The organism is Haloarcula pelagica (assembly GCF_030127105.1).
Classification (GTDB): Archaea; Halobacteriota; Halobacteria; order Halobacteriales; family Haloarculaceae; genus Haloarcula; species Haloarcula pelagica.
This window is the reverse complement of the sequence record NZ_CP126161.1, coordinates 3,157,841-3,177,932: the sequence shown is the minus strand read 5'-3', so window position 1 is coordinate 3,177,932 and position 20,092 is coordinate 3,157,841. Positions and strand designations below refer to the sequence as shown.

Below are 20,092 nucleotides of genomic sequence, written 5' to 3'. Positions count from 1 at the left end.
CTCAGACCGCGGATTCGACCTTCTCGACGGAGCTGAGATCGCGGTTCTTGATGGCCTCGCCAGTGTTGGCGTCGAACAGGTGGATCGCCTCTTCGGGGAACCGAACGGTGACGTGTTCTCCCCAGTTGACCGACTGCATCCCGTCGATCGTGGCGGTGAACGTGTCCGTCTCGCCCTCTTCGAAGGTGAGGTGGACGGTGTTCTCGTTCCCGCGTGGTTCGACGACATCGACGACGGCGTCGTAATCGTGCTCGTCCAGTTTCGTGTCGACCAGTTCGATGTCTTCGGGACGGATCCCGAGTGTCAGCGATGTCTCGTCGCCGATCGCCTCCAGAGTGTCGTCGCTCAGTTCGTATTCGAACCGGTCGGCGACCAGCGTCGATCCCTGGCGCTCGACATCGAAGAAGTTCATCGAGGGTTCGCCGATGAACCCGGCGACGAAGACGTTGCTCGGCTCGTGATAACACTCGAGCGGTGTCGCACACTGCTGGAGCCGCCCGTCGTTGAGAATGGCGATCCGATCCGACATCGTCATCGCCTCGGTCTGATCGTGGGTCACGTAGACGGTCGTGACATCGAGTTCTTCCTGGAGGTGCTGGAGTTCCGTCCGCATCTCCGCGCGGAGCTTCGCGTCCAGGTTCGCCAGGGGTTCGTCCATCAGGAACACGTCGGGGTCCCGGACGATGGCCCGCCCCAGCGCGACGCGCTGTTGCTGGCCGCCCGAGAGTTCGTTCGGTTTCCGGTCGATGAGGTCGTGGATGCCCAGGATGTCGGTCGCCTCGGTGACCCGGTCGTCGATCTCCTCGTCGGAGAGGTCGGTCGACTGTTCGAGCCCGAACGCCATGTTTTCCCGGACGGTCATGTGGGGATACAGCGCGTAGGACTGGAACACCATGGCGACGCCCCGCCGTGCCGGGGGGAGGTCGTTGATGATCTGGCCCTGCAGGCGGATCTCGCCGCTCGTGATGTCTTCCAGGCCGGCGATCATCCGGAGCGTCGTCGACTTCCCGCAGCCCGAGGGGCCGACGACACAGACGAACTCGCCGTCGTCGATGTCGATCGAGACATCGTCGACCGCGACGATCTCGCCTTCGTCGTCGTCGTGGAAGATCTTCGTTACCTCGTCGAGTGTGAGATGTGACATTAGTTGAACCTCCTTATGATGCGACACCTTTCGCGAACTGGTCACCGAAGAAGATGTACACGATCAGGGTCGGGAACGCCGCGACGATGGCACCGGCCATCGTGAGCGTGAAGTCCTGCTGGACACCGCCGGTCAGCCGAACCAGCCGCTGGGTCGCGACCTGGGTGTTCGGATCGTTCAGCAACACCAGTGCGAACAGCAGATCGTTGTAGACCTGGGTGAACTGGTAGATGAGCGTCACCGCGAACATCGGGTACGACAGCGGGAAGATGATGTTCTTGTAGATGCTGAAGGCGCTGGCGCCGTCGAGGCGTGCAGCCTCGATCATCTCGTCGGAGATGGCCTGGTAGTAGCCCCGGAACAGCAGCGTACAGATCGGGATCCCGTAGGCGACGTGGGTGATCGTCAGTTGGGCCAACTGGAGTCCACCGTTACCGACCGGGTACTCCCAGCCACTCAGGACGGGCCCGACGAAGAACTCCGCGAAGTCCGGGACGATCTGGTACCAGAACGTGCTGATCGGGACCAGCACGGCCTGGTACGGGATGAAGATTCCCGCGATGATCAGGACCACGACACCGACCTGACCCCGCCAGTCGATGGTCGTCAGCCCGTAGGCGGCGAGGCTGCCGAACAGCGCCGACAGCACCGTCGCCGGGACCGCCATCAGGATCGAGTTCCAGATCCCGGGCGCGATGGTGTCGATCGCGGTCATCGTCGAGTCCAGCGAGAACTGGCTCGGGGCCGGCGGGAGGTACGGCTGGGTGTTGACGAACGCGTCGGTCTTGAACATCGTCATCACCGCCGCCTCCACCGGGACCAGATAGAAGACGACACCGAACAGCAGGACCGCGTACAGGGCGACGCGGCTACTCAGGTACTCTCCGATCGAATCGAGGGGGCTTGCGTCCTGTGTGCTCATAGTTCACCTCGCTGGTACTCGCTGTACAGATACGGTGCGATCACCAGCAGTGCGAGAACGAACAGGACGATCGCGATCGCGGACCCGTAGGCCCACTCGTTGCCGCCCGTAAACGCCTCGCGGTACATCATCGTCGCCAGGATGTCGATGTTCGCCCCTGGCTGGTCACCGCGCAGTGCGAAGATGAAGTCGAACGCCTTCAGCGCGAACACCATCAGGACGACCGACGCCGAGACTGCGGGGGCGCGCAGCTGCGGGATGATGACCCGCATGTACATCCGAACCGTCGAGGCGCCGTCGACGCGGGCCGCCTCGTAGTGTTCGTCCGGGATCGCACGGAGTCCGGCGAGGAAGACGACCATCGCGTAGCCGCTGAACTGCCACAGCAACGCGAAGATGACCGCGCCGAGCGCCGTCGTCGACCAGGAGAGCCACTGGATCGTGGTCGCCTGGACCGCCGCGGGTTTCAACAGCGTGATGATCAGCCCTTCGAGGTTGAGCACCCTGAGGAAGTTGTTGAGCACACCGTTCGAGGCGTTGTACATCCACGCCCACAGCGTCGCCGTGACGACGAACGAGAGGCTCATCGGCAGGAGGTAGATGGTCCGGAACGTGTTCTCGAACCGGATCTTCTGGTCGATGAGTATCGCGATCAGCAACCCCATCGCCAGACAGAACAGGGTGAACACGACGAGCAAGACGAGCGTGTTCTGTGTCGCCTGCCAGAAGGTCGGGTCGCCCGCCATCCGCGTGTACATACTGAAATCGAGCTGGGAGTAGTCCGCGTCGCCCAGTCCGCCCCAGTCGGTCAGCGAGATGATGAAGTTCCAGAAGATCGCGCCGTAGACGAAGAGTCCGGCCAGAAAGAGCGGCGGGAGCCAGAACGGGGACGACTCGATGAGCTCCCACTGCACCGGGAGTCGGTTCCGCAGTGTCTCCTGTCGCCCCTCTTTGACGGCCGTGCCACCGTCCGTTGCCACCTGTTTACCGTCCGATTCGTCGCGTTCTACCGCCGACCGGAGACGGCCTCCGGCACTTGTGAGTCTGTTGAGTATCTCGCGCATGGTTTGTGTGTCAGTCGTGTGTCGCCGCAGGTCTCAACTCGCCCGATCCGACAGCCGACTCCCCGAGCGCCCGCGTCTCCGGCGGGGCGTGGAAGCGGGGAGCCGTTTCGCAGCGGGCCACAGTATCCCCATTGCCATCTGTGGCCGCGTCCGTGGGCTCGGCCGACTCGGACGACCCGCCGACCGTATCCAGGTCGCCGGCGGGACGTGAGTGAACTGCCCGATCGTTGCCAGCTCCGGGCGTGATCGCACCGTTGCCATCGTCGGTCCACCAAGGTGCGATCGTGAGTTCTGCCAAGTCCGTCGGTCCCATCACGCGCTCTCCCTGCGTGGGCCCTGACTGCCCCGACGGCCGGCCCAGCGGGGCGGAATACGGGCACGAAGACAGAGCGTCGATCATGGTCGTCACCGTGGAGTCGAACTCACCCTAACTGGATAGACGTGTCACTTAATGCTTCCGAATATTCATGCACGTCTATCGTGCCGTAGAACGCCTATTGGCGGCGATAACGGCAGTTTGTGTGGATAAATCGTGACTGAAATCGGCTGTCGGAAGTGAACGAATACCACGAGTCGAATATCCCGCCTGAGACGCCACGAGACGAGATTTCGACGATAAATCCCTGGTAGGAACTCCGTCGTGACAACTCGGAGATTCGATCGGCCGGAAAACCGATCGAGGCGTCGTTTCGTGTGGAGTGTTTGATACGACTGTCCACGCGAGGGTCGGATCGACGGCTACCGGAGGCTTTTACGACCGGGGGCGCGGACCGCCTAGACGTATGAGCGAGGACTTCAGGACCGAACAGGACAGTCTCGGTGAGATGGAGGTTCCGGCGGACGCGTACTGGGGAGCCCAGACACAGCGCGCGGTCGAGAACTTCCCGATCAGCCAGACGACGTTCGGCCGGCGGTTCGTCCGGGCGCTCGGTGTCGTGAAGAAGGCCGCCGCACAGGCGAACCGCGACCTGGAACTGATCCCCGAGGAGAAGGCCGACTGCATCGTCGAGGCGGCCGACGAAGTGATCGCCGGGGACCACGACGACCAGTTCCCGGTGGACGTGTTCCAGACCGGGTCGGGTACGTCCTCGAACATGAACGCGAACGAAGTCATCTCGAACCGCGCGACGGAGCTGTACGGCGGCGAGATCGGGAGCCGCGAGATCCACCCTAACGATCACGTCAACTTCGGCCAGTCGAGCAACGACGTGATCCCGACCGCGATGCACGTCGCCTCGCTGGAGGCCGTCGAGAAGGACGTACTGCCCGGACTGAAGACGCTCCGGGACGCGCTGGCGGCGAAAGAAGACGAGTTCGAGACCGTCGTCAAGACGGGGCGGACCCACCTCCAGGACGCGACCCCGATCACGCTTGGCCAGGAGTTCTCCGGCTACCGCACCCAGGTCGAGAAGGGGATCTCGCGCGTCCAAAGCACCCGCAGTCGGCTCTCGGAACTCGCGCTGGGTGGCACCGCGGTCGGGACCGGACTCAACACCCACCCCGAGTTCCCCGAACTGGCCGCCGAGTACATCAGCGAGGAGACCGACCTCCAGTTCCACGAGGCGGACAACCACTTCGAGGCCCAGGCCGCCCACGACGCGATGTCCGAGGCCCACGGGGCCCTCCGGACGGTCGCGGGCTCGCTGAACAAGATCGCGAACGATCTGCGCCTGCTGGCCTCCGGGCCCCGCAATGGCCTGGGCGAGATCGACCAGCCCGAGAACCAGCCCGGCTCGTCGATCATGCCCGGCAAGATCAACCCCGTCGTCGCGGAGGCCGTCAACCAGATCCACAAGCAGGTCGTCGGCAACGACGCCGCGGTCTCTGCCGGCGCCGCCGAGGGACAGATCGACCTCAACCTCTACAAGCCGATCCTGGCCTCGAACTTCCTGCAGTCCGCTCGACTGATCGCCAACGGGAGCGAGGTCTTCGCCGAGAAGTTCGTCGCCAAACTCGAAGCCGACGCCGAGCACTGCGCCGAACGGGTCGAGCAGTCGATGGCGCTGGCGACCGCGCTGAACCCCGCGATCGGCTACGACAAGGCCAGCAAGGTCGCCAAGAAGGCGCTCGCGGAGGACAAGACGATCCGGGAGGTCGTCCTCGAAGAGGGGTACCTCGACGAGGACGAGGTCGACGAGGTGCTGGACCCGGAGCAGATGACGAAGCGGGGGATTCTCGGCGACGAGTAGGCGGGGAGCGCGGCGGCGTGACCACTGCTCGGCGGCGAGCAGGCGACGAGTAGGCGGGGAGCGCGGCGGCGCCACGACGACTCGGCGGCGAGTAGGGGACGACTCAGCGATTGCTCCCGTCGGACCGGTTCCCGGTCCGCTGCCGGGCTTCGTCGAGCCAGTCGGGGGATGGAGCCGTCGTCGAGTCAACGTCCTCGTACCAGAAGCGGTAGCTGACCGTCTCCGTCTGTGAGCCGATCGTCGTCGTGTAGCGCACGCTCAGTTGCCGGACCAGCCCGTCGGGTGCGACCAGCAGGCGCACTCGGTACGACTCGGCCTGGCTGATCCCCGGTGGTGTCCCGCCGACGCCGACGAGCCGGTAGTACAGCGACCCGTTCCGTCGGACGCGCTGTGTCCAACTCCGGTTCGCGCTGACGTACTGATCGACGTAGAAGGCGGCTTCGCCGGCGAACTCGTCCTGATAGAACTGGAGGTCGCCCCGGTAGTAGTCCACGGTCCCGTCGTCACGCCGCTCGAACCAGACGCGCCCGTCGCCGTACATCGACTGTTCGTAGCGTTCGACGGTCCGATTCGGGAGAATTCGTGTCCGTTCGAGGTCGTGTCTGTAGTTGCGGCCGTCGACGACGGCGGTCGTCTCGTTTCGCGTGACACGCAGCCGTCCGGTGTCGCGGGTCGTCGTCATCGTGTACCGCTCGCGGAACGTGTACGAGCGGTTTTCGAGGGCGCGTTCGTGGCCGTTCGAGAGGTAGCCGACGCCGGCGAGACCGTCGGCGTCGAGTCCCGGAGGCGCACTCGGCGTGCTGGCTCGCTCTGTGACCGTCGGCACCGGGGCCGGTGTCGTCGCCGATCGGTCGCCCCCGTCGAGTCCGGAGAGGCCGCTACAGCCGGTCAGCAGGACGAGACAGAGGACCGCGACGAGCGGCCAGCGCACAGGGAACTGTTTGGCCGAGCGGACAAAAGCCCGTGGGCGACGGCCGAAGGGTGCGTTTTTTTGCCCCCGGTCACGGACTGCTCTCCAATGACCGAGGACTACGACTACGAGGCCCTTGGCCTGGTCGCGGGGCTGGAGATCCACCAGCAACTCGACACGGCCACGAAGCTGTTCTGTAACTGTCCGACCCGGATTCGCGAGCCCGAGGAGTCCGACCGGCAGTTCACCCGCTACCTCCACCCGACCAAGAGCGAGCTCGGAGAGCTCGACGAGGCGGCCCTGGAGGAGAGCATGGTCGACCGGAAGTTCGAGTATCTCGCCTACGACTCGACCTGCCTGGTCGAGGAGGACGACGAACCGCCCCATCGGGTCGACCGCGAAGCCATGGAGACGACCTTAGAGATCGCACAGCTGCTGGACATGAGCGTCGTCGACCAGGCCCACGTCATGCGAAAGATCGTCGTCGACGGCTCCAACACCACGGGGTTCCAGCGGTCGATGCTGGTCGCCAACGACGGCACGATCGAGACCAGCGAGGGCGAGGTCGGCGTCGAGGACATGCTGCTCGAAGAGGAGTCCTGCCAGCGCATCGAAGCGACCGACGACGGCGTGCGGTTCTCGCTGGATCGCCTGGGGATCCCGCTGGTCGAGATCGGCACGAAGCCGGACATCCGCTCGCCCGAGCAGGCCCGCGAGGCCGCCGAGCGGATCGGGATGCTCCTGCGTTCGACCGGCCAGGTCAAGCGCGGCCTCGGCACCATCCGCCAGGACGTGAACGTCTCGATCGCCGACGGCGCCCGGATCGAACTGAAGGGGGTCCAGAGCCTCGACGACATCGACGACATCGTCCGCAACGAGGTCCGCCGGCAGGTCGAACTACTGGACATCGTCGACGAACTCGCCGACCGGGACGCCAGCGTGGGCGAGCCACAGGACGTGACCGACGTGTTCGACGACACCGACTCCGGGGTCATCCGCGGGGCACTGGACGACGGCGGTGCGGTGCAGGCCGTCCTGCTCTCGGGCTTCGACGGCCTGGTCGGTCGTGAGATCCAGCCCGACCGGCGGCTCGGCACAGAATTCTCCGACCACGCCAAGCGCCACGGCGCCGGCGGCATCTTCCACACGGACGAACTGCCGGCCTACGGCGTCACCGAGGCCGAAGTCGCAGCGCTCCGGGACGCCGTCGGGGCAGACGAGGACGACGCCGTCGCCATCGTCGCCGACGACCCGGAGACCGCCGCCCTCGCCATCGACGCCGTCGCCGAGCGCGCCGAGACGGCCATGGCTGGCGTCCCGGAGGAGACCCGCGACGCGAACGACGACGCCACCTCCCGGTACCTCCGACCGCTCCCGGGTGCGGCGCGGATGTACCCCGAGACCGACGTGCCACCCGTCGAACCGGACGTGACCGAAGTCGAGACGCCCGAACTGCTGACCGAGAAAGTACAGCGGTACGAGGCGGATCACGGGCTGGACGCCGGCCTCGCCGAACAGGTCGCCTACGGTCAGCGCTGGCCGCTGTTCGAGGCCGTCGTCCACGAGGGTGTCGATCCGACCCTCGCCGCGGGCGTGCTGGAGTCGACGCTGACGGAACTGCGCCGCGACGGTGTGGCGGTCGAGCACCTCACCGACGAGCACCTGCGCGGGACGCTCCTGCTGGTCGACGGCGGCGAAGTCCCCCGTGAGGGCGTCGAGGATCTGCTGACCGCACTGGCCGAGGACCCGAGTCTGACCGCCCAAGCGGCCGTCGAACAGGAGGACCTCGGCGGCGTCAGCGAGGACGAGGTGCGCGAGGCCGTCGTCGAGGTCGTCGAGCGCAACGCCGACCAGATCGAAGCCGAGGGGATGGGCGCCTTCTCGGCACTGATGGGCGAGTGCATGGGCGCGCTCCGCGGGAAGGCCGACGGCGACACGGTGAGTGACGTGTTGCGCCAGGAGATCCAGCAGCGGGCCTGATTCTCCCGGTCTCGTTGTCAGGACGCCGGTACGCTTGTATACGCTTGTCCCGTAGCAGGATCAATGTACACTGCCGGCGACGCGTTGCCGATCGACGAAGTCGAGCCGGGGTCGACGCTGTTGCTCGTCGGCCCACCGATGATCGGCAAGCGCGCGCTCGCCGCCCGGTTGCTCGCGGCCGGGCTGGATGCCGGAGAGGCCGTCGCCGTCGTCGCCGCCGACGGGAGCGCCAGTGACATCCGAAGCGAACTGGCGGACGAGTTCGGCCGCTCCGTCGACGGGTATCCCGTCGGTGTCGTCGACTGTGCCGGCGAGTCACACGACAGGGAGCTGCCGAATCCACTCGACAGCCGGGTCGGGTCGCCGGCGGACCTGACTGGCATCGGGATGGAACTCATGGCGACGCTCGAACGACTCTACACCGACCACTCACAGCGAATCCGGGTCGGTATCGCCTCGCTGACGACTATGTCGATGTACGCCGACCCGCAGCAGGTGGTCCGGTTCCTCCACGTCTTCTCGAACCGGATCGCCGAGATCGGGGGGTTCGGCGTCGCAGTCGCTCACTCCGAGACAGTCGACGACGAGTTCCTGACCCAGTGTCGGTCGTTCGTCGACGGGGTCGTCGAGATCAGGGAACGCGGCGAGGCCGCCAGAGAACTCCGGGTCGTCGGCCTCGGAACCGACGGGACGGACTGGGTGCCGATCGACGGGGCAGTGGCGAGTCCCGAACCGAGCGCCCGGCGGTCGGAGACGCCGCGAACCGCCACGGACACGGAGGCCTCGCTGCGAGCCATCGCCGACGACGTTCGCGACGACGGACCGACGCTCACGGTGCTCGACCCGGACGACGAGCGGTCGCTGTCGACCATCGAGCGATACTTCGACCGCCACAGCGTGCCCGTCAGAGAGGGGTCGACGACAGTCGACGGTCCCCGGTCGATCGCGCTGCTCCACCGCGGGGACGACCTGCTGGCCAGCGAGAACGTCACCGCGTTGCGCAACGCCATCGACATCGACGAGGACGAGACGGACGTGTTCGACGCGCGACGGACCAGCGACCTGCTCTCGCGGCTGGACGGGTCCGTGTTCGGGACGGGAGCGACCGAAAAGGCACTGCTCGTCGACGTGAGCCACAACATCGAGTTACTCGCCGCCCGTACCGGGAGCGGACGACTCCACACCGGGTTCCAGGCGTTCTCGCGGCTGGTCGACGATCCCGAGAGCCTGCGGATCTATCGCCGGCTGGCGGATCACGACATCGACATCCACCTGTACGGCGCGCCGGACGCCGATGTCCCGATCGACGGGCTGACCCGCCACGGCGAGGACACCGCGGAACTGACCGACTCGTGGTTCGTCGTCTTCGACGGGGCCGGCGACCCCGAAACGACGGGCGCGCTCCTCTCGTTCGAACTCGACGAACCGAACACGTATCGGGGCTTCTGGACCTACGACGCCGAGATCGTCGACCGGATCGACCGGTATCTGACCGCGACGTACCTCGAACGGAGCGAGCGCCCCAGCGCCATGGACTGAGCTACTCCTCGCGCCGGTCGATCCCCTCTCTCGCCCGGCGGAACAGGCCCCGCATGGTCCGGACCTCACGCCCGGTCGGCCGGGCGCGGCCGAGCACCCGGCGGAACATCCGCCGTGTCTTGGGTCGTTTCTCCTCGGCGTGGCCGATAGCCTCCAGGAAGGTCCCGAACTCGTCGTGGAGTCCCTCGACGGCCACGGCCGCTGCGGTCGTGTGCAGCGACTCGGGGTGTTGATCGCGCTCGACAGTCAGATCCCGGAGTTCGTAGCAGACGATCGTCGCGGCCTGGCCGAGGTTCAACACCGGGTAGTCGGCGCTTGCGGGGATCGAACAGATCTCGTCACAGCGGGCGAGTTCGTCGTTGTGCAGGCCGACCCGTTCGCGGCCGAAGACGACACAGACATCGCCCTCGACATCGGCCAGCGAGTCCGCGAGGTCCCGCGGCGTCACGGCCGGGTAGCGGACGTGACTGCTCGCGTCCTCGTTGGGGACCGCCGTACAGGCGACCGTGTGGTAGTTCTCGACGATATGCTCGAACGGGACGGTCCTTGCCTCCGGGAGGATATCGTCCCGGGCCTGTCCGGCGAAGCCGTAGGCTTCTCCGTCGGGGTCCAGTTCGGGCGGGTCGACGAGCAGCAACTCCGAGAGGCCGAAGTTCTTCATCGACCGGGCGATCGTGCCGACGTTGCCCGGCGTCTCCGCGTCGACGACGGCGACCGCGATCATACGTCCAGATCGTCGAGGTCGATGTCGATCGAGGCGAGGTCGTCCTCGTCGACCGCGTCGAGTTCTTCCTCGATCCCCGGTATCGCTTCCGACCGGGAAGGGGCCTCCGGGACGGCCGTGGGGTCCTCGTCGACGTGTTCGAGCCCCTCGTAGTCCTCGGGGGCACGGCCGCCCTCGACGAACCACTCGTGGAACGCCCGCCGCATGTCGGTCTCGCCAGCGTACTCGTCGCCGCCGAGTTCCCGGAACCAGTAGATGAAGTCGGGTTCGTGGGCCGAACAGAGGACGACTTCCCCGTTTGGCTCGCCGTAGATGACCTCGGCGACGTTGCAGTCTTCGGTCGCTGCGCCTTCGACCATCCGGCAGGCGTCACACGGATCGACGACCCGCCGTGCGAGCACCAGCAACCGCTGTCTCGTCTCGGGGTCGAGGGTGCCCAGCGGACGCACACGACCGTCGTCGTCGAGGACATCGTCGTCGAACCGCCATCCTCGAAGCCCGATGTTGACCTTCATGGCGCGCTGTAGACGGCTCCGAGACTAAAAGAGCGCGATGTGTGACCGGAGCGCGCCCGCGTCAGACAAGTCGAGCGGGGCGCTCCGTTCGGCGCTGTCAGCGTGCCGATACCGGCCTGTGGCCCGCTCACACCGTCAGACGCCCGTCTGCTCACCCGGCAACAAAGGGGTGAGTAAGAGAAAACTTATACCGGATGCGTCAGAACGAGAGGGTGAAAGCCGAAAGGGCACCCGGGTAGGGGTACACGGACGTGCCATTTCGGCTAAATCCGCTTTATCTCGGCGCTCACTGGACAGCGACTGCTATGCACTTCGATACCTGGGAGCCGGTGTACGCCGCGCTCCTCGACGACTTCGGCTACGACCGGTCGGGCGACGAGCGAGCGCGGGACGTTCTCGCGGGACTGATCGGCGACGCCGACACGTACGATCCGACCGAGTTGGCGATCGACGACGCGACGGTCGCCATCGCCGGTGCCGGGCCGTCACTGGAGCGCGACGCCGACCGGGCCGCGGCGGCCGATCTGGTCCTGGCTGCCTCGACGGCGGCGGACCGCCTGGAGACAGTCGGCGTCGAGGTCGACTGTCAGGTGACCGACCTGGACAAGAACCCCGAGACGACACGGGCACTGAGCGAGGCCGGAACCCCCGTCGCCGTCCACGCCCACGGGGACAACGTGCCGGCCGTCGAGACACACGTCCCGACCTTCGACTTCGCCGCGGTCGTCCCGACCACACAGGCCGAACCGACACCCCCGGTCGTGAACTTCGGAGGATTCACCGACGGTGACCGGGCGGCGTTTCTCGCAGACCACTTCGGCGCGGCCGAACTGACCTTCGTCGGGTGGGACTTCGACGACCCCGCTGTCGACCCGGAGAAACGCCGGAAACTGTGGTGGGCCGAACGGCTCCTCGGCTGGCTCGAACGGCGCCGCGGCGAACCCTTCGCCGTCCTCGACGGGCGCCGGGACGACATCGAGCCGATCGGGGAGTGACCGGGGGCGGCTCTCAGTCGCTCCGGGACCCGTTGGGCAGCGAGTTCCCGAGCCGGCCGGCATCGAGCACCGCGGCCGGGGAGAGGTCGGTGTCGTCCCACGCCGGGAGCCGACTGTCCGGCCCCGGTGGCTGGACGCCGGAGACGTACGCGTCGACCTGCTCGCGCTCGGATTCGGTGTCGTACTCCAGCCCGTTGAACGCCGCGTCGGCGGCGTACTGTGACACCAACCGGGTCGCGGCGTCGCGGTACGCATCCGGCAGCGTTCCGTAGTCGGGGTCGACACCGCCTTCTTCGAGGGCCCGAAACAGCGCCTGGCCGACCTGGTCGGCCATCCCCGAGAGGCCGCCGCGTCCGCTGACGGGCTTGTGGTCGTGGCGGTGCACGCCCAGATCGGCCTGTGCGGAGCGGTCGGGGCCGACCACGTCGAAGGTCTCCCCGAGCATCCCGATCTCCAGCCCCCAGGCACGCTGTGCCCGGAGCTTTCGGGCAGCCTCGGCGGTGAAGGCGAACTCCCCGGCCAGCGGGTACCGAAACGCCGAGAGATAGCGGACGATGTCGGCGTCGTGTCGGTCTCCGAGTGCGCGCAACAGCGGCGCGACGAACAGCCGGACGAGCCGCCCGTAGAGGCGCCCATCCTCGACGCGGGCGTAGTACCCTTTGACGAAGTCGTGCTCCATCGCGAGCGGAGCGAGGAGGCGGGGGACGACCGCAGACGAGTAGGTCCGGGCGTCGGCGTCGTGGACCGCCACGTAGTCGGCCCGGGCGGCCGCGACGCCGACGCCGAGCCAGACATCCCGGCCCTTCCCTCGATTTCCCCCGATCCCGCGGGATTCGAGCAGCGTCTCGATCGCCGGCGCGTCACACCACAGCGTCGTCACGTCCAGATCGTAGTCGGCGACCCACTCCCGGAACCCCTCGGCCACGCCGGCCGGCGTCCTGAGGGGAACGACGACTTCACCGGGGTCGACCGTCTCCAGCGGGCCGAAGACGTACTCGGGAGTGACATCGGCGAGTGACTCCCCGGCGATGGGGACGACGACGGCGCTCTCTGTCACCGGCGCGTCGGGGACCGGGTCGGTCAGGTCGTGCAGCGTCGTGACCCGCTCTTGGCGGTAGTCCATCTTACTTCCCGAGGGCACGCGAGAGCGCGTCCGCCGTGGCTTCGTCGTCGAGCGCGTCCGCGAGCCCGGTGAGTTCGGCCAGCGACCCGCCGACGAGGACGCCGTTGGTGCCGCCACGGACCACCACGCCGGTGTCGGCGACGGCGGCGTCGAGCGCCTCGACCGCCGCCGGTCCGAGCCCCGAGAGCTCGAAGACGCGACCGACGAACGGCTCGCCCGCCGCTCGATCCGCGCCGATCCGTTCGAGGTGTCGCGCCACGTCGCCGGCGGTTCGCACGTCGAGTTCGCTGACGGTCACCTCACCGTCGACCGTCCGCCCCCGTTCGGCGAACGCGCCGCCGATCGTGGCGGCGTCCAGCGTCTCGGCGACATCGTGTGTCCGGACGACGTGTGCGCCCCGTTCGACCGCCATCGAGGTCGCGGCGAGGCTCACCGGCAGGGCCGCCTCGGTCGAGCGGTCGGCCAGCGACCGGAGGAAGTTCTTCCGGTTGATCGAGACGAGGATCGGCTGTCCGAACCCGCGGAACTCACGCAGGCGGCGGAACGTCGCTCGGTCGTCTTCGAGCGTCTTGCGCTCGCTCCACCCGCCGAAGGCGGGGTCGACGATCGTCTTCTCGGTCAGTCCGTGCTGTTTCAGCGCCTCGTAGACCCGGTCGACGTAGTCGGCTCGCTCGGCCCACTCCGGCGAGCGGGCGGTCGCCCAGTCCACGTCGTCGACGGCGCCGGGCCGCTCCAGATCCGGCGGGCTCGCCATCTTCCCGACGGCGACATCGTACTCCCGGCAGATCTCGGGCATCGCCGGGTCGGCGAAACCACAGATGTCGTTGACCATGTCGAAGCCGGCGTCGAGTGCCGCCTCGGCGACCTCGGCGTAGCGGGTCTCGATCGAGAAGACCGCGTCGCCGCCGACCGATTCGATCGTCTCGACGGCCGTCTCCAGCCGGTCGAGCTCCTGTTCGGCCGAGAGCACGTCGAGGCGCTTGTTCGCCGACTCCAGCCCCACGTCGACGATGTGGGCGCCTTCGCCGATCAGCTCCTCGTCGACGTAGGCCGCCGCCTCGTCGGGCTCGTCGTAGACGGAGGGGTCGTAGGGGGACTCCTTGCTGACGTTCAGCACACCCATGATGCGTGGTGGCTGGTCGTCGCCGATCGCGAGTCCCGCCGCGTCGACCGTGTGCATAGTCGATCGGTAGGACTGCGCAGGGTAAGCGTTGGCGGTTGCGGTGGCTCGCGTCGCTATCTCTCGGCGGCCGCGGGCGGCAGTGGGTCCTCGTTGGTGTACTCGACGACATCGAACTCGTCGTAGCGCTCGGTGCCGGTGACGGTCCAGTCGGTCCCGAGATACGGGAACACCGCCGCCCCGTTGGCGACCGCCGGGAGCTCCGAGACGAATGCGCGGTCGGCGTACGGGAGGAACATCGAGTAGATGGACTGGCCGCCGATGACGTAGCCCGTCTCGCCGTGGGCGGCGACCGCCTCGGCCGCTGCGGGAACCGACGAGACGAACGTGGCGTTCTCGGCCTCGTACTCGTCGGGCGTGCTCGTGACCACGACGGGATGTGTGCCCGCCACGTCGGTCATGCTCGCCCAGGTTCGGCGACCCACGATCACGGGGTGTCCCGAGACACGGGACTTGTACTGCTGTTCGTCCTGCTCGTAGTGCCACGGGATCGTCTCGCCGTCGCCGATGACGCCGGTCCGGGCGACCCCGGCGACCAACACGAGTGCTGGCATACGTCTCTTTCCGGCCCGGTCCGTCAAGTCACTGTCTCTCCCGGTCGCCGGGACAGCCCCCGGACGGCGTGACTACCAGTTTTATCTGTCCCTCTCGCATAGCGGGTCGTAGTGTCGACGCCGGAATCGGATATCGCAGCGGTCCTCCGGGAGTCCGGACCCGACCACGACGGGTTCACCTTCCAGACGCCAGGCGGGGGGCACCAGAGTGATGTCTACATCGTGACGATGGCTCACGGGGGCGAGGAGTACGAGGTGGTCGTGAAGTTCAAGCCCGAGGGCAACATCCCGTTCGAGGTCGAACCGCGGCTCCACGAGTACGTCGCCGACCGGACCGACGTTCCGGTGCCGCGGATCCTCGTCTTCAAACAGGAGCCCGAGGCGGATGTCCCGCCGTACTTCGTCACCGAACGGGTCCACGGGCGCAACCTCGCCGAGGAGTTCGCGACGCTCACCGAGGACGAACGACAGCGCGTGATGACCCAGGCCGGGCGGGTCCTGGGGGATATGCACTCGGAGATCGGGTTCGAGGCCTTCGGCCGCCTGGACCTGCACAACGACCGGATCATCGTCCGGGACTGGATGGGGAGCTGGCGGGACTACTTCGAGCAGCTCACCCGCGCTCACCTGACGCGGCTCGACGGGACGCCGTTCGAGAACCTCACGACCCGCGCCAGAGACCGGATCGAACCGGCGCTGGATATCGTCCCCGACGACGGCATCCCGCGGCTGGTCCACGACGACTTCCGGCCGGCGAACCTCCTCTTCGAGCCCGACGACCAGCGGCCGATCACGGCCGTGCTCGACTGGCAGGACGTGCTGGCCGCACTGCCGGAGTACAACCTCGCACAGACCGAGTTTCTCTTCATAGACTCCTCGTTCGACGATCCACACGTCAAGGAGACGCTCCGCCAGCGGTTCCACACCGGATACAGGGAGTTTCGTCCGATGGACTTCGCACAGGGCTACGAGGAGCGACGGCCGCTGTATCAGCTCTCGACGTTGCTCTGGCGGATGGCCGGCTTCGACGCCGTCTTCGCCGACGAGTCGGGGCTGGCGACGGCGCGTGCGGAGGCGCAGTACCGCGAACAGTTCGAGCGGCTGATCGACGCGCTCCCGACCTGACACGCTGTCTCCTCGCAGCCGAAAGAGCCAAGCTTATACGATTTGTGGCCGCAGGGCCGGTCATGACAGTGGTCCCTGTCGGCGATGTCGAACTGCACCTCCAACGAGTAGCGGTGGCGGGGGGTGTCGAATGCGTCGCCTGACCGCCCTGTTGGTCGGGTTGATGGTACTGGTCGGAACTGTCCCGATCGCCGTGACGGCAAACGGCGTCAACGCCTCCGTCGCGGACGTGACACTCTCACCGAGTTCGCCCGCGCCGGGCGAGACGGTCACGATCACGCCGACGATCAGGAACCTAGAGAGCAGCAACGGCTCCCTGGAGATCCGCTCGGTCGCGCTCCGGGGGAGCGGCTTCGGCGTCGACGAACTCAAGCGGATCGAAAGCGTCGGGACGATCTCACCGGGATCGGAACTCGACGTGCCACTGACCTACACCTTCGACACCGAGGGGAAACGGGACATCCGCGTGTTCGTCTACGGTGTCAACACCGCCACGGGGAACGCGGTGCAGCTCCGGTACCCGGTGACGGTAAACGTTCGTGAACGGCACCCACAGCTGGACATCAAGACCAACGAGTCCGTCGTCGGCGTCGAGTCGAGCGGGACGGTCACCATCGCGAACGGGCTCGACACACCGATCTCGAACGTCGAACTGGTGGTCGACGGCCGGACGGTCGAGATGATCGAGGACAGAACCGTCTTCGCCTCGATCGACAGCAACCAGGTCCAGACGGCGTCGTTCAGGTTCCGACCCGAGCGGTCCGGGACCCAGCCCGTGAGTGCGACACTCCACTACACCATCAACGGTGACACCCAGCGGACGGTGACCCGGACGAAGACGATCCGGCCGGACGGACTGCGTGAGGGCGTCTCGCTCGACGCCTCGCCGGTCGGGAGCGGCGAAGACCGCGCGCTGTCGGTCGACGTTATCAACCAGGGGAACACCCCGGTCGAGAGCGTCGTCGTCACCGCCACCTCGGACAACGCGACGTTCCGGCGGTCGATCGTCGAGGAGATCCCCGCGGGCACCTCGGAGTCGGTCCGACTCAACGCCACGCTCACCGAGCCGATGGCAAACGTCGACGTGGCCGCGGAGTACGAGGTCGGGACGCGCCAGCGGACGACGACGACGACGACCGAACTCCGGTCGGCGCCGGGGGCGATCACCTTGACCGGCCTCGATGTCGTTCGCCAGGGCGGACAGCTCCAGATCTCTGGCAGCGCGAGCAACGTCGGCATGACCGAGGCGAACAGCGTCCTCGTCTCGGTGGTCGACACGGAGCAGGTCACGCCCGCGTTCCCGAACAAGGAGTACTTCGTCGGGACGGTCCCCTCCAGTGACTTCGTCTCCTTCGATGTCTACGCCCGGACCGACGGGAACGTCACGTCGGTCCCGGTCGAAGTCAGCTACCTCGTCGACGGCGAGCGCGAACGCCAGACCTTCCGGGTCGACGTAACGGCAGCAGAGCCGGCCGTCCCCGTCCGACCGAACCAGAACGCCAACGGCGGTGGGGGCGGCCTCTTCGGCGGTCTGTTGCCCGTCGTCGGTGTCGGCGCAATCGCCGCGCTGGTCATCGTCGTCGTCCTCGTCAGGTGGTATCGCCGCGGTGACGAGGAGATATGAGCGTCATCGACGCGCAACACCTCGTCAAGCGGTACCGGACCGGCGGCCAGGTGCTCGAGGCGCTCGGCGGGATCGACTTCACGCTTGACGCCGGCGAGTTCGTCTCGATCATGGGTCCCAGCGGGAGTGGCAAGACGACGCTCCTGAACATCCTGGGGTTGCTCTCGACCCCGACCGAGGGGACGGTCCTGCTGGACGGGCGGGACGTGACGAACCTCGGCGACCGGAAGCGGACCGCGCTCCGGAAACGGAAGATCGGGTTCGTCTTCCAGCACTTCTACCTGCTGCCGACGCTGAACGCCGTCGAGAACGTCGAAGTCCCGCAACTGTTCGACCGGAACCCCGACACCCGTCCGCGGGCCGTCGACCTCCTCGAACGGATGGGGCTGGGCGACCGACTCGACCACCGGCCGGACGAACTTTCCGGCGGGCAGAAACAGCGCGTCGCCATCGCCCGGGCGCTGATCAACGACCCGCGGATCGTCCTCGCGGACGAGCCGACGGGGAACCTCGATCGGAAGACCGGGCGGAAGATCCTCGACGAGTTCCAACGGATCGCCGACGAGGAGAACGTCGCGATCGTCGCGGTCACCCACGACGAACTCGTCAACCAGTACGTCGACCGGACGGTCCATCTCGTCGACGGGACGATCGGTCGGGAGGAGATCGATGCTTGAACCGATCTACCGCCGGTTCCCGGCGGCACTGATGGCACGGCGGAACCTCACGCGGACCAAGATGCGCTCGCTGCTCGCGGCACTGGGCATCGTCATCGGCGTCATCGCCATCGCGTCGCTGGGGATGTTCGGCGTCTCGCTGCGGTACTCGATCACGCAGAACCTCGGAGACATCGGGAACCAGGTGACGGTGTCACCGAACACCAACGAGGGCGTCGAGTACCTGAACGACCGGGACATCCGGGACATCCAGCGGGTCGTCGGACCAGGGACGACGGTCACACCCGTACGAACCGATATCGTCGAAGTCCAGTACGCACGGGACAGATCGTCACAGGAGTTCATATACGGAATCGACAATCCAGCGGAGGTGTACACAGCGAGTGACGGGCGGGTCCCCGAACCGTTCCGTTCAGGTGCCCTCGTGGGAAGTTCGATCGCAGAGGAGTACGACATCGACAGCGGGAGCACGATCACGGTCAACGGGACCTCGGTCCGGGTGCGAGCGGTGCTCGAAGACGGGGAGACGTTCTCCCAGCTCAACCCCGCGAACCGCGTGATCGTCCCGTCGAACCAGATCGACGACCCCGGCTACTCGCAGGTGTACATCACCGCGCCTTCGGGCTCGGAGGCGAACGCGACCGCGATGCGGATTCGTCAGGAACTCAACGACCGGGAGGAGCGTGTCCAGGTCAGCGAACTCGGTTCGCTCGTCGATCAGATCCGCCAGACCTTCCAGATCGTCAACACCATCCTGGTCGGGATCGCCTCGATCTCGCTGCTGGTCGCCGGCATCTCGATCCTGAACGTGATGCTGATGTCGACCGTCGAGCGCCGCGAGGAGATCGGCGTTCTCCGGGCGGTCGGCTACCAGAAACGCGACGTACTGAAGGTGATGTTGATGGAGGCCGCGTTGCTGGGAGTCGTCGGCGGCCTGATCGGCGTCGTGTTGAGCATCGGCGCGGGGCTGGCGATCAATCACTACACCGTCGGCGACGCGACGGCGGTGTTCAGGCTCGCCAACGCGTGGTACGTCGGGTCGGCCTTTGCCTTCGGCGTGGTCACGAGCATCCTCAGTGGGCTCTATCCCGCCTGGAAAGCGGCCAGCGAGGAACCGGTCGAAGCGCTGCGCGGTTAGGGCGTCACGTCGACGCCCGGTTCGAGCCACGGCTGGGTCCGGCCCACCGTGACCGAGTCGAACTGCGCCAGCCAGTCGGCGTCACCGCGCTCGAACGCTTCGAGGGCGTCGCCGACGGTGTAGGTCCTGTCCTCGTCCGTACACGGGAACACGCCCTTCAGCTGGCTCCCGTCGTACATCGCCAGCGAGACCACGGGGAAGACGACCACGTCGTCGACCCGATCCAGCCCGACGAAGCTCCGGGTCCGGCGCTCGAAGGCCGGCTCCAGGGAGTAGCTGTTCCGGTCGGCCCAGTCGCGGAACTCCTCGTAGGTCGCCAGCGCTCCGGAACGTTTGTCCTCGGCCATCGTCCGGATACGCTGCCACTCCCCGGCGAGCATCGACTCGCTGAAGACACCGTTTGCTTCGAGTCGCTTGACCCGATTGAGGACCTGCTGTTGTGCGTCGAAGGTCCCGTAGGTGTCTCCCCGGAGATACAGTTCCGCTCGGAGGTGTGTGTCGCCTGTCATAGCTCTCTCGCTCTGAGATTTACCTGACGACAACTAAACTCTTTCCCAAGATTATGTAGCGGCACTTACACATTAATGCCTTCGTAAGAAAATACGCTACAGAAGGCCTATCAAGTGCTAATTCCGTACACTTACGTTTTTATCTCTGCATCCAATATCGACAATCTGGTACGTAGTCTG

Annotated in this window: 19 protein-coding genes; 8 read left to right on the top strand and 11 right to left on the bottom strand. The window is 66.6% G+C overall.

Annotation, left to right across the window (positions count from 1 at the left end):
* Position 1 precedes the first annotated feature (1 nt).
* Genes P1L40_RS16845 through P1L40_RS16830 form a run of 4 tightly spaced genes read right to left on the bottom strand, consistent with a single transcriptional unit; the run spans position 2 to position 3,443 of the window.
* Entirely contained in the window at positions 2-1,144 is a 1,143-nt protein-coding gene (locus P1L40_RS16845) for an ABC transporter ATP-binding protein (RefSeq protein WP_284008716.1), read from the bottom strand.
* Between the two features lie 13 nt (positions 1,145-1,157).
* The gene (locus tag P1L40_RS16840) at positions 1,158-2,066 is read right to left on the bottom strand and encodes a carbohydrate ABC transporter permease (protein ID WP_284008714.1); all 909 of its coding nucleotides are present in this window, start codon (positions 2,064-2,066) and stop codon (positions 1,158-1,160) included.
* Complete coding sequence (locus tag P1L40_RS16835; RefSeq protein WP_284008713.1) at positions 2,063-3,130, bottom strand: carbohydrate ABC transporter permease; 1,068 nt, start codon at positions 3,128-3,130, stop codon at positions 2,063-2,065. Before P1L40_RS16835 ends, P1L40_RS16840 begins: the two co-directional genes overlap by 4 nt.
* 10 nt (positions 3,131-3,140) lie before the next feature.
* On the bottom strand, positions 3,141-3,443 hold the full coding sequence (locus P1L40_RS16830) for a hypothetical protein (RefSeq protein WP_284008712.1): 303 nt from the start codon (positions 3,441-3,443) through the stop codon (positions 3,141-3,143).
* A gap of 469 nt (positions 3,444-3,912) precedes the next feature.
* Here P1L40_RS16830 and P1L40_RS16825 point away from each other — a divergent pair, with 469 nt between their 5' ends.
* Positions 3,913-5,319, top strand: coding sequence for a class II fumarate hydratase (locus P1L40_RS16825; protein WP_284008710.1), 1,407 nt, complete (start codon positions 3,913-3,915; stop codon positions 5,317-5,319).
* A gap of 103 nt (positions 5,320-5,422) precedes the next feature.
* Here the strand turns inward: P1L40_RS16825 and P1L40_RS16820 are convergent, their stop codons facing one another.
* Positions 5,423-6,250: a DUF7537 family lipoprotein gene (locus P1L40_RS16820; RefSeq protein ID WP_284008708.1), complete on the bottom strand. Its 828-nt coding sequence runs from the start codon at positions 6,248-6,250 to the stop codon at positions 5,423-5,425.
* 87 nt (positions 6,251-6,337) lie between these two features.
* Between P1L40_RS16820 and gatE the strand changes: the two genes are divergently transcribed.
* On the top strand, positions 6,338-8,209 hold the full coding sequence (gene gatE, locus P1L40_RS16815) for a Glu-tRNA(Gln) amidotransferase subunit GatE (protein ID WP_284008706.1): 1,872 nt from the start codon (positions 6,338-6,340) through the stop codon (positions 8,207-8,209).
* A 63-nt stretch (positions 8,210-8,272) separates the two neighbouring features.
* Complete coding sequence (locus tag P1L40_RS16810; RefSeq protein WP_284008704.1) at positions 8,273-9,748, top strand: DUF7504 family protein; 1,476 nt, start codon at positions 8,273-8,275, stop codon at positions 9,746-9,748.
* Between the two features lies 1 nt (position 9,749).
* Here the strand turns inward: P1L40_RS16810 and P1L40_RS16805 are convergent, their stop codons facing one another.
* Positions 9,750-10,472 (bottom strand): RNA methyltransferase, encoded by a 723-nt coding sequence (locus P1L40_RS16805; RefSeq protein ID WP_284008702.1) that lies wholly within the window; start codon positions 10,470-10,472, stop codon positions 9,750-9,752.
* Positions 10,469-10,987, bottom strand: a complete 519-nt coding sequence (locus tag P1L40_RS16800) for a DUF8114 family protein (RefSeq protein ID WP_284008701.1) — start codon at positions 10,985-10,987, stop codon at positions 10,469-10,471. The genes P1L40_RS16805 and P1L40_RS16800 overlap by 4 nt, the downstream gene beginning before the upstream one ends.
* A 305-nt stretch (positions 10,988-11,292) precedes the next feature.
* On the opposite strand from P1L40_RS16800, the gene P1L40_RS16795 reads away from it, so the two are divergent.
* Entirely contained in the window at positions 11,293-11,982 is a 690-nt protein-coding gene (locus P1L40_RS16795) for a 6-hydroxymethylpterin diphosphokinase MptE-like protein (protein ID WP_284008700.1), read from the top strand.
* A 13-nt stretch (positions 11,983-11,995) separates the two neighbouring features.
* On the opposite strand, the gene P1L40_RS16790 is transcribed toward P1L40_RS16795, so the two are convergent.
* The 3 genes from P1L40_RS16790 to P1L40_RS16780 are packed head-to-tail and all read right to left on the bottom strand — an operon-like array spanning position 11,996 to position 14,839.
* Positions 11,996-13,105, bottom strand: coding sequence for a glycosyltransferase family protein (locus P1L40_RS16790; RefSeq protein ID WP_284008698.1), 1,110 nt, complete (start codon positions 13,103-13,105; stop codon positions 11,996-11,998).
* A gap of 1 nt (position 13,106) precedes the next feature.
* Complete coding sequence (folP, locus tag P1L40_RS16785) at positions 13,107-14,285, bottom strand: dihydropteroate synthase (RefSeq protein WP_284008697.1); 1,179 nt, start codon at positions 14,283-14,285, stop codon at positions 13,107-13,109.
* A gap of 56 nt (positions 14,286-14,341) precedes the next feature.
* Positions 14,342-14,839 (bottom strand): dihydrofolate reductase, encoded by a 498-nt coding sequence (locus P1L40_RS16780; protein WP_284008696.1) that lies wholly within the window; start codon positions 14,837-14,839, stop codon positions 14,342-14,344.
* A 111-nt stretch (positions 14,840-14,950) separates the two neighbouring features.
* Here P1L40_RS16780 and P1L40_RS16775 point away from each other — a divergent pair, with 111 nt between their 5' ends.
* The 4 genes from P1L40_RS16775 (at position 14,951) to P1L40_RS16760 (ending at position 19,403) form a co-directional block, all read left to right on the top strand.
* On the top strand, positions 14,951-15,964 hold the full coding sequence (locus tag P1L40_RS16775; RefSeq protein ID WP_284008694.1) for a phosphotransferase family protein: 1,014 nt from the start codon (positions 14,951-14,953) through the stop codon (positions 15,962-15,964).
* 130 nt (positions 15,965-16,094) lie between these two features.
* Positions 16,095-17,588, top strand: coding sequence for a COG1361 family protein (locus tag P1L40_RS16770; protein ID WP_284008693.1), 1,494 nt, complete (start codon positions 16,095-16,097; stop codon positions 17,586-17,588).
* Positions 17,585-18,265, top strand: coding sequence for an ABC transporter ATP-binding protein (locus P1L40_RS16765; RefSeq protein WP_284008692.1), 681 nt, complete (start codon positions 17,585-17,587; stop codon positions 18,263-18,265). The genes P1L40_RS16770 and P1L40_RS16765 overlap by 4 nt, the downstream gene beginning before the upstream one ends.
* Positions 18,258-19,403, top strand: coding sequence for an ABC transporter permease (locus P1L40_RS16760; protein ID WP_284008691.1), 1,146 nt, complete (start codon positions 18,258-18,260; stop codon positions 19,401-19,403). Before P1L40_RS16765 ends, P1L40_RS16760 begins: the two co-directional genes overlap by 8 nt.
* Here the strand turns inward: P1L40_RS16760 and P1L40_RS16755 are convergent.
* Positions 19,400-19,912 carry an HTH domain-containing protein gene (locus P1L40_RS16755; RefSeq protein WP_284008689.1) on the bottom strand — a complete coding sequence of 171 codons (513 nt, stop codon included), beginning with the start codon at positions 19,910-19,912 and terminating at the stop codon, positions 19,400-19,402. The two genes, P1L40_RS16760 and P1L40_RS16755, sit on opposite strands and share 4 nt — an antisense overlap.
* Positions 19,913-20,092: the final 180 nt, after the last annotated feature.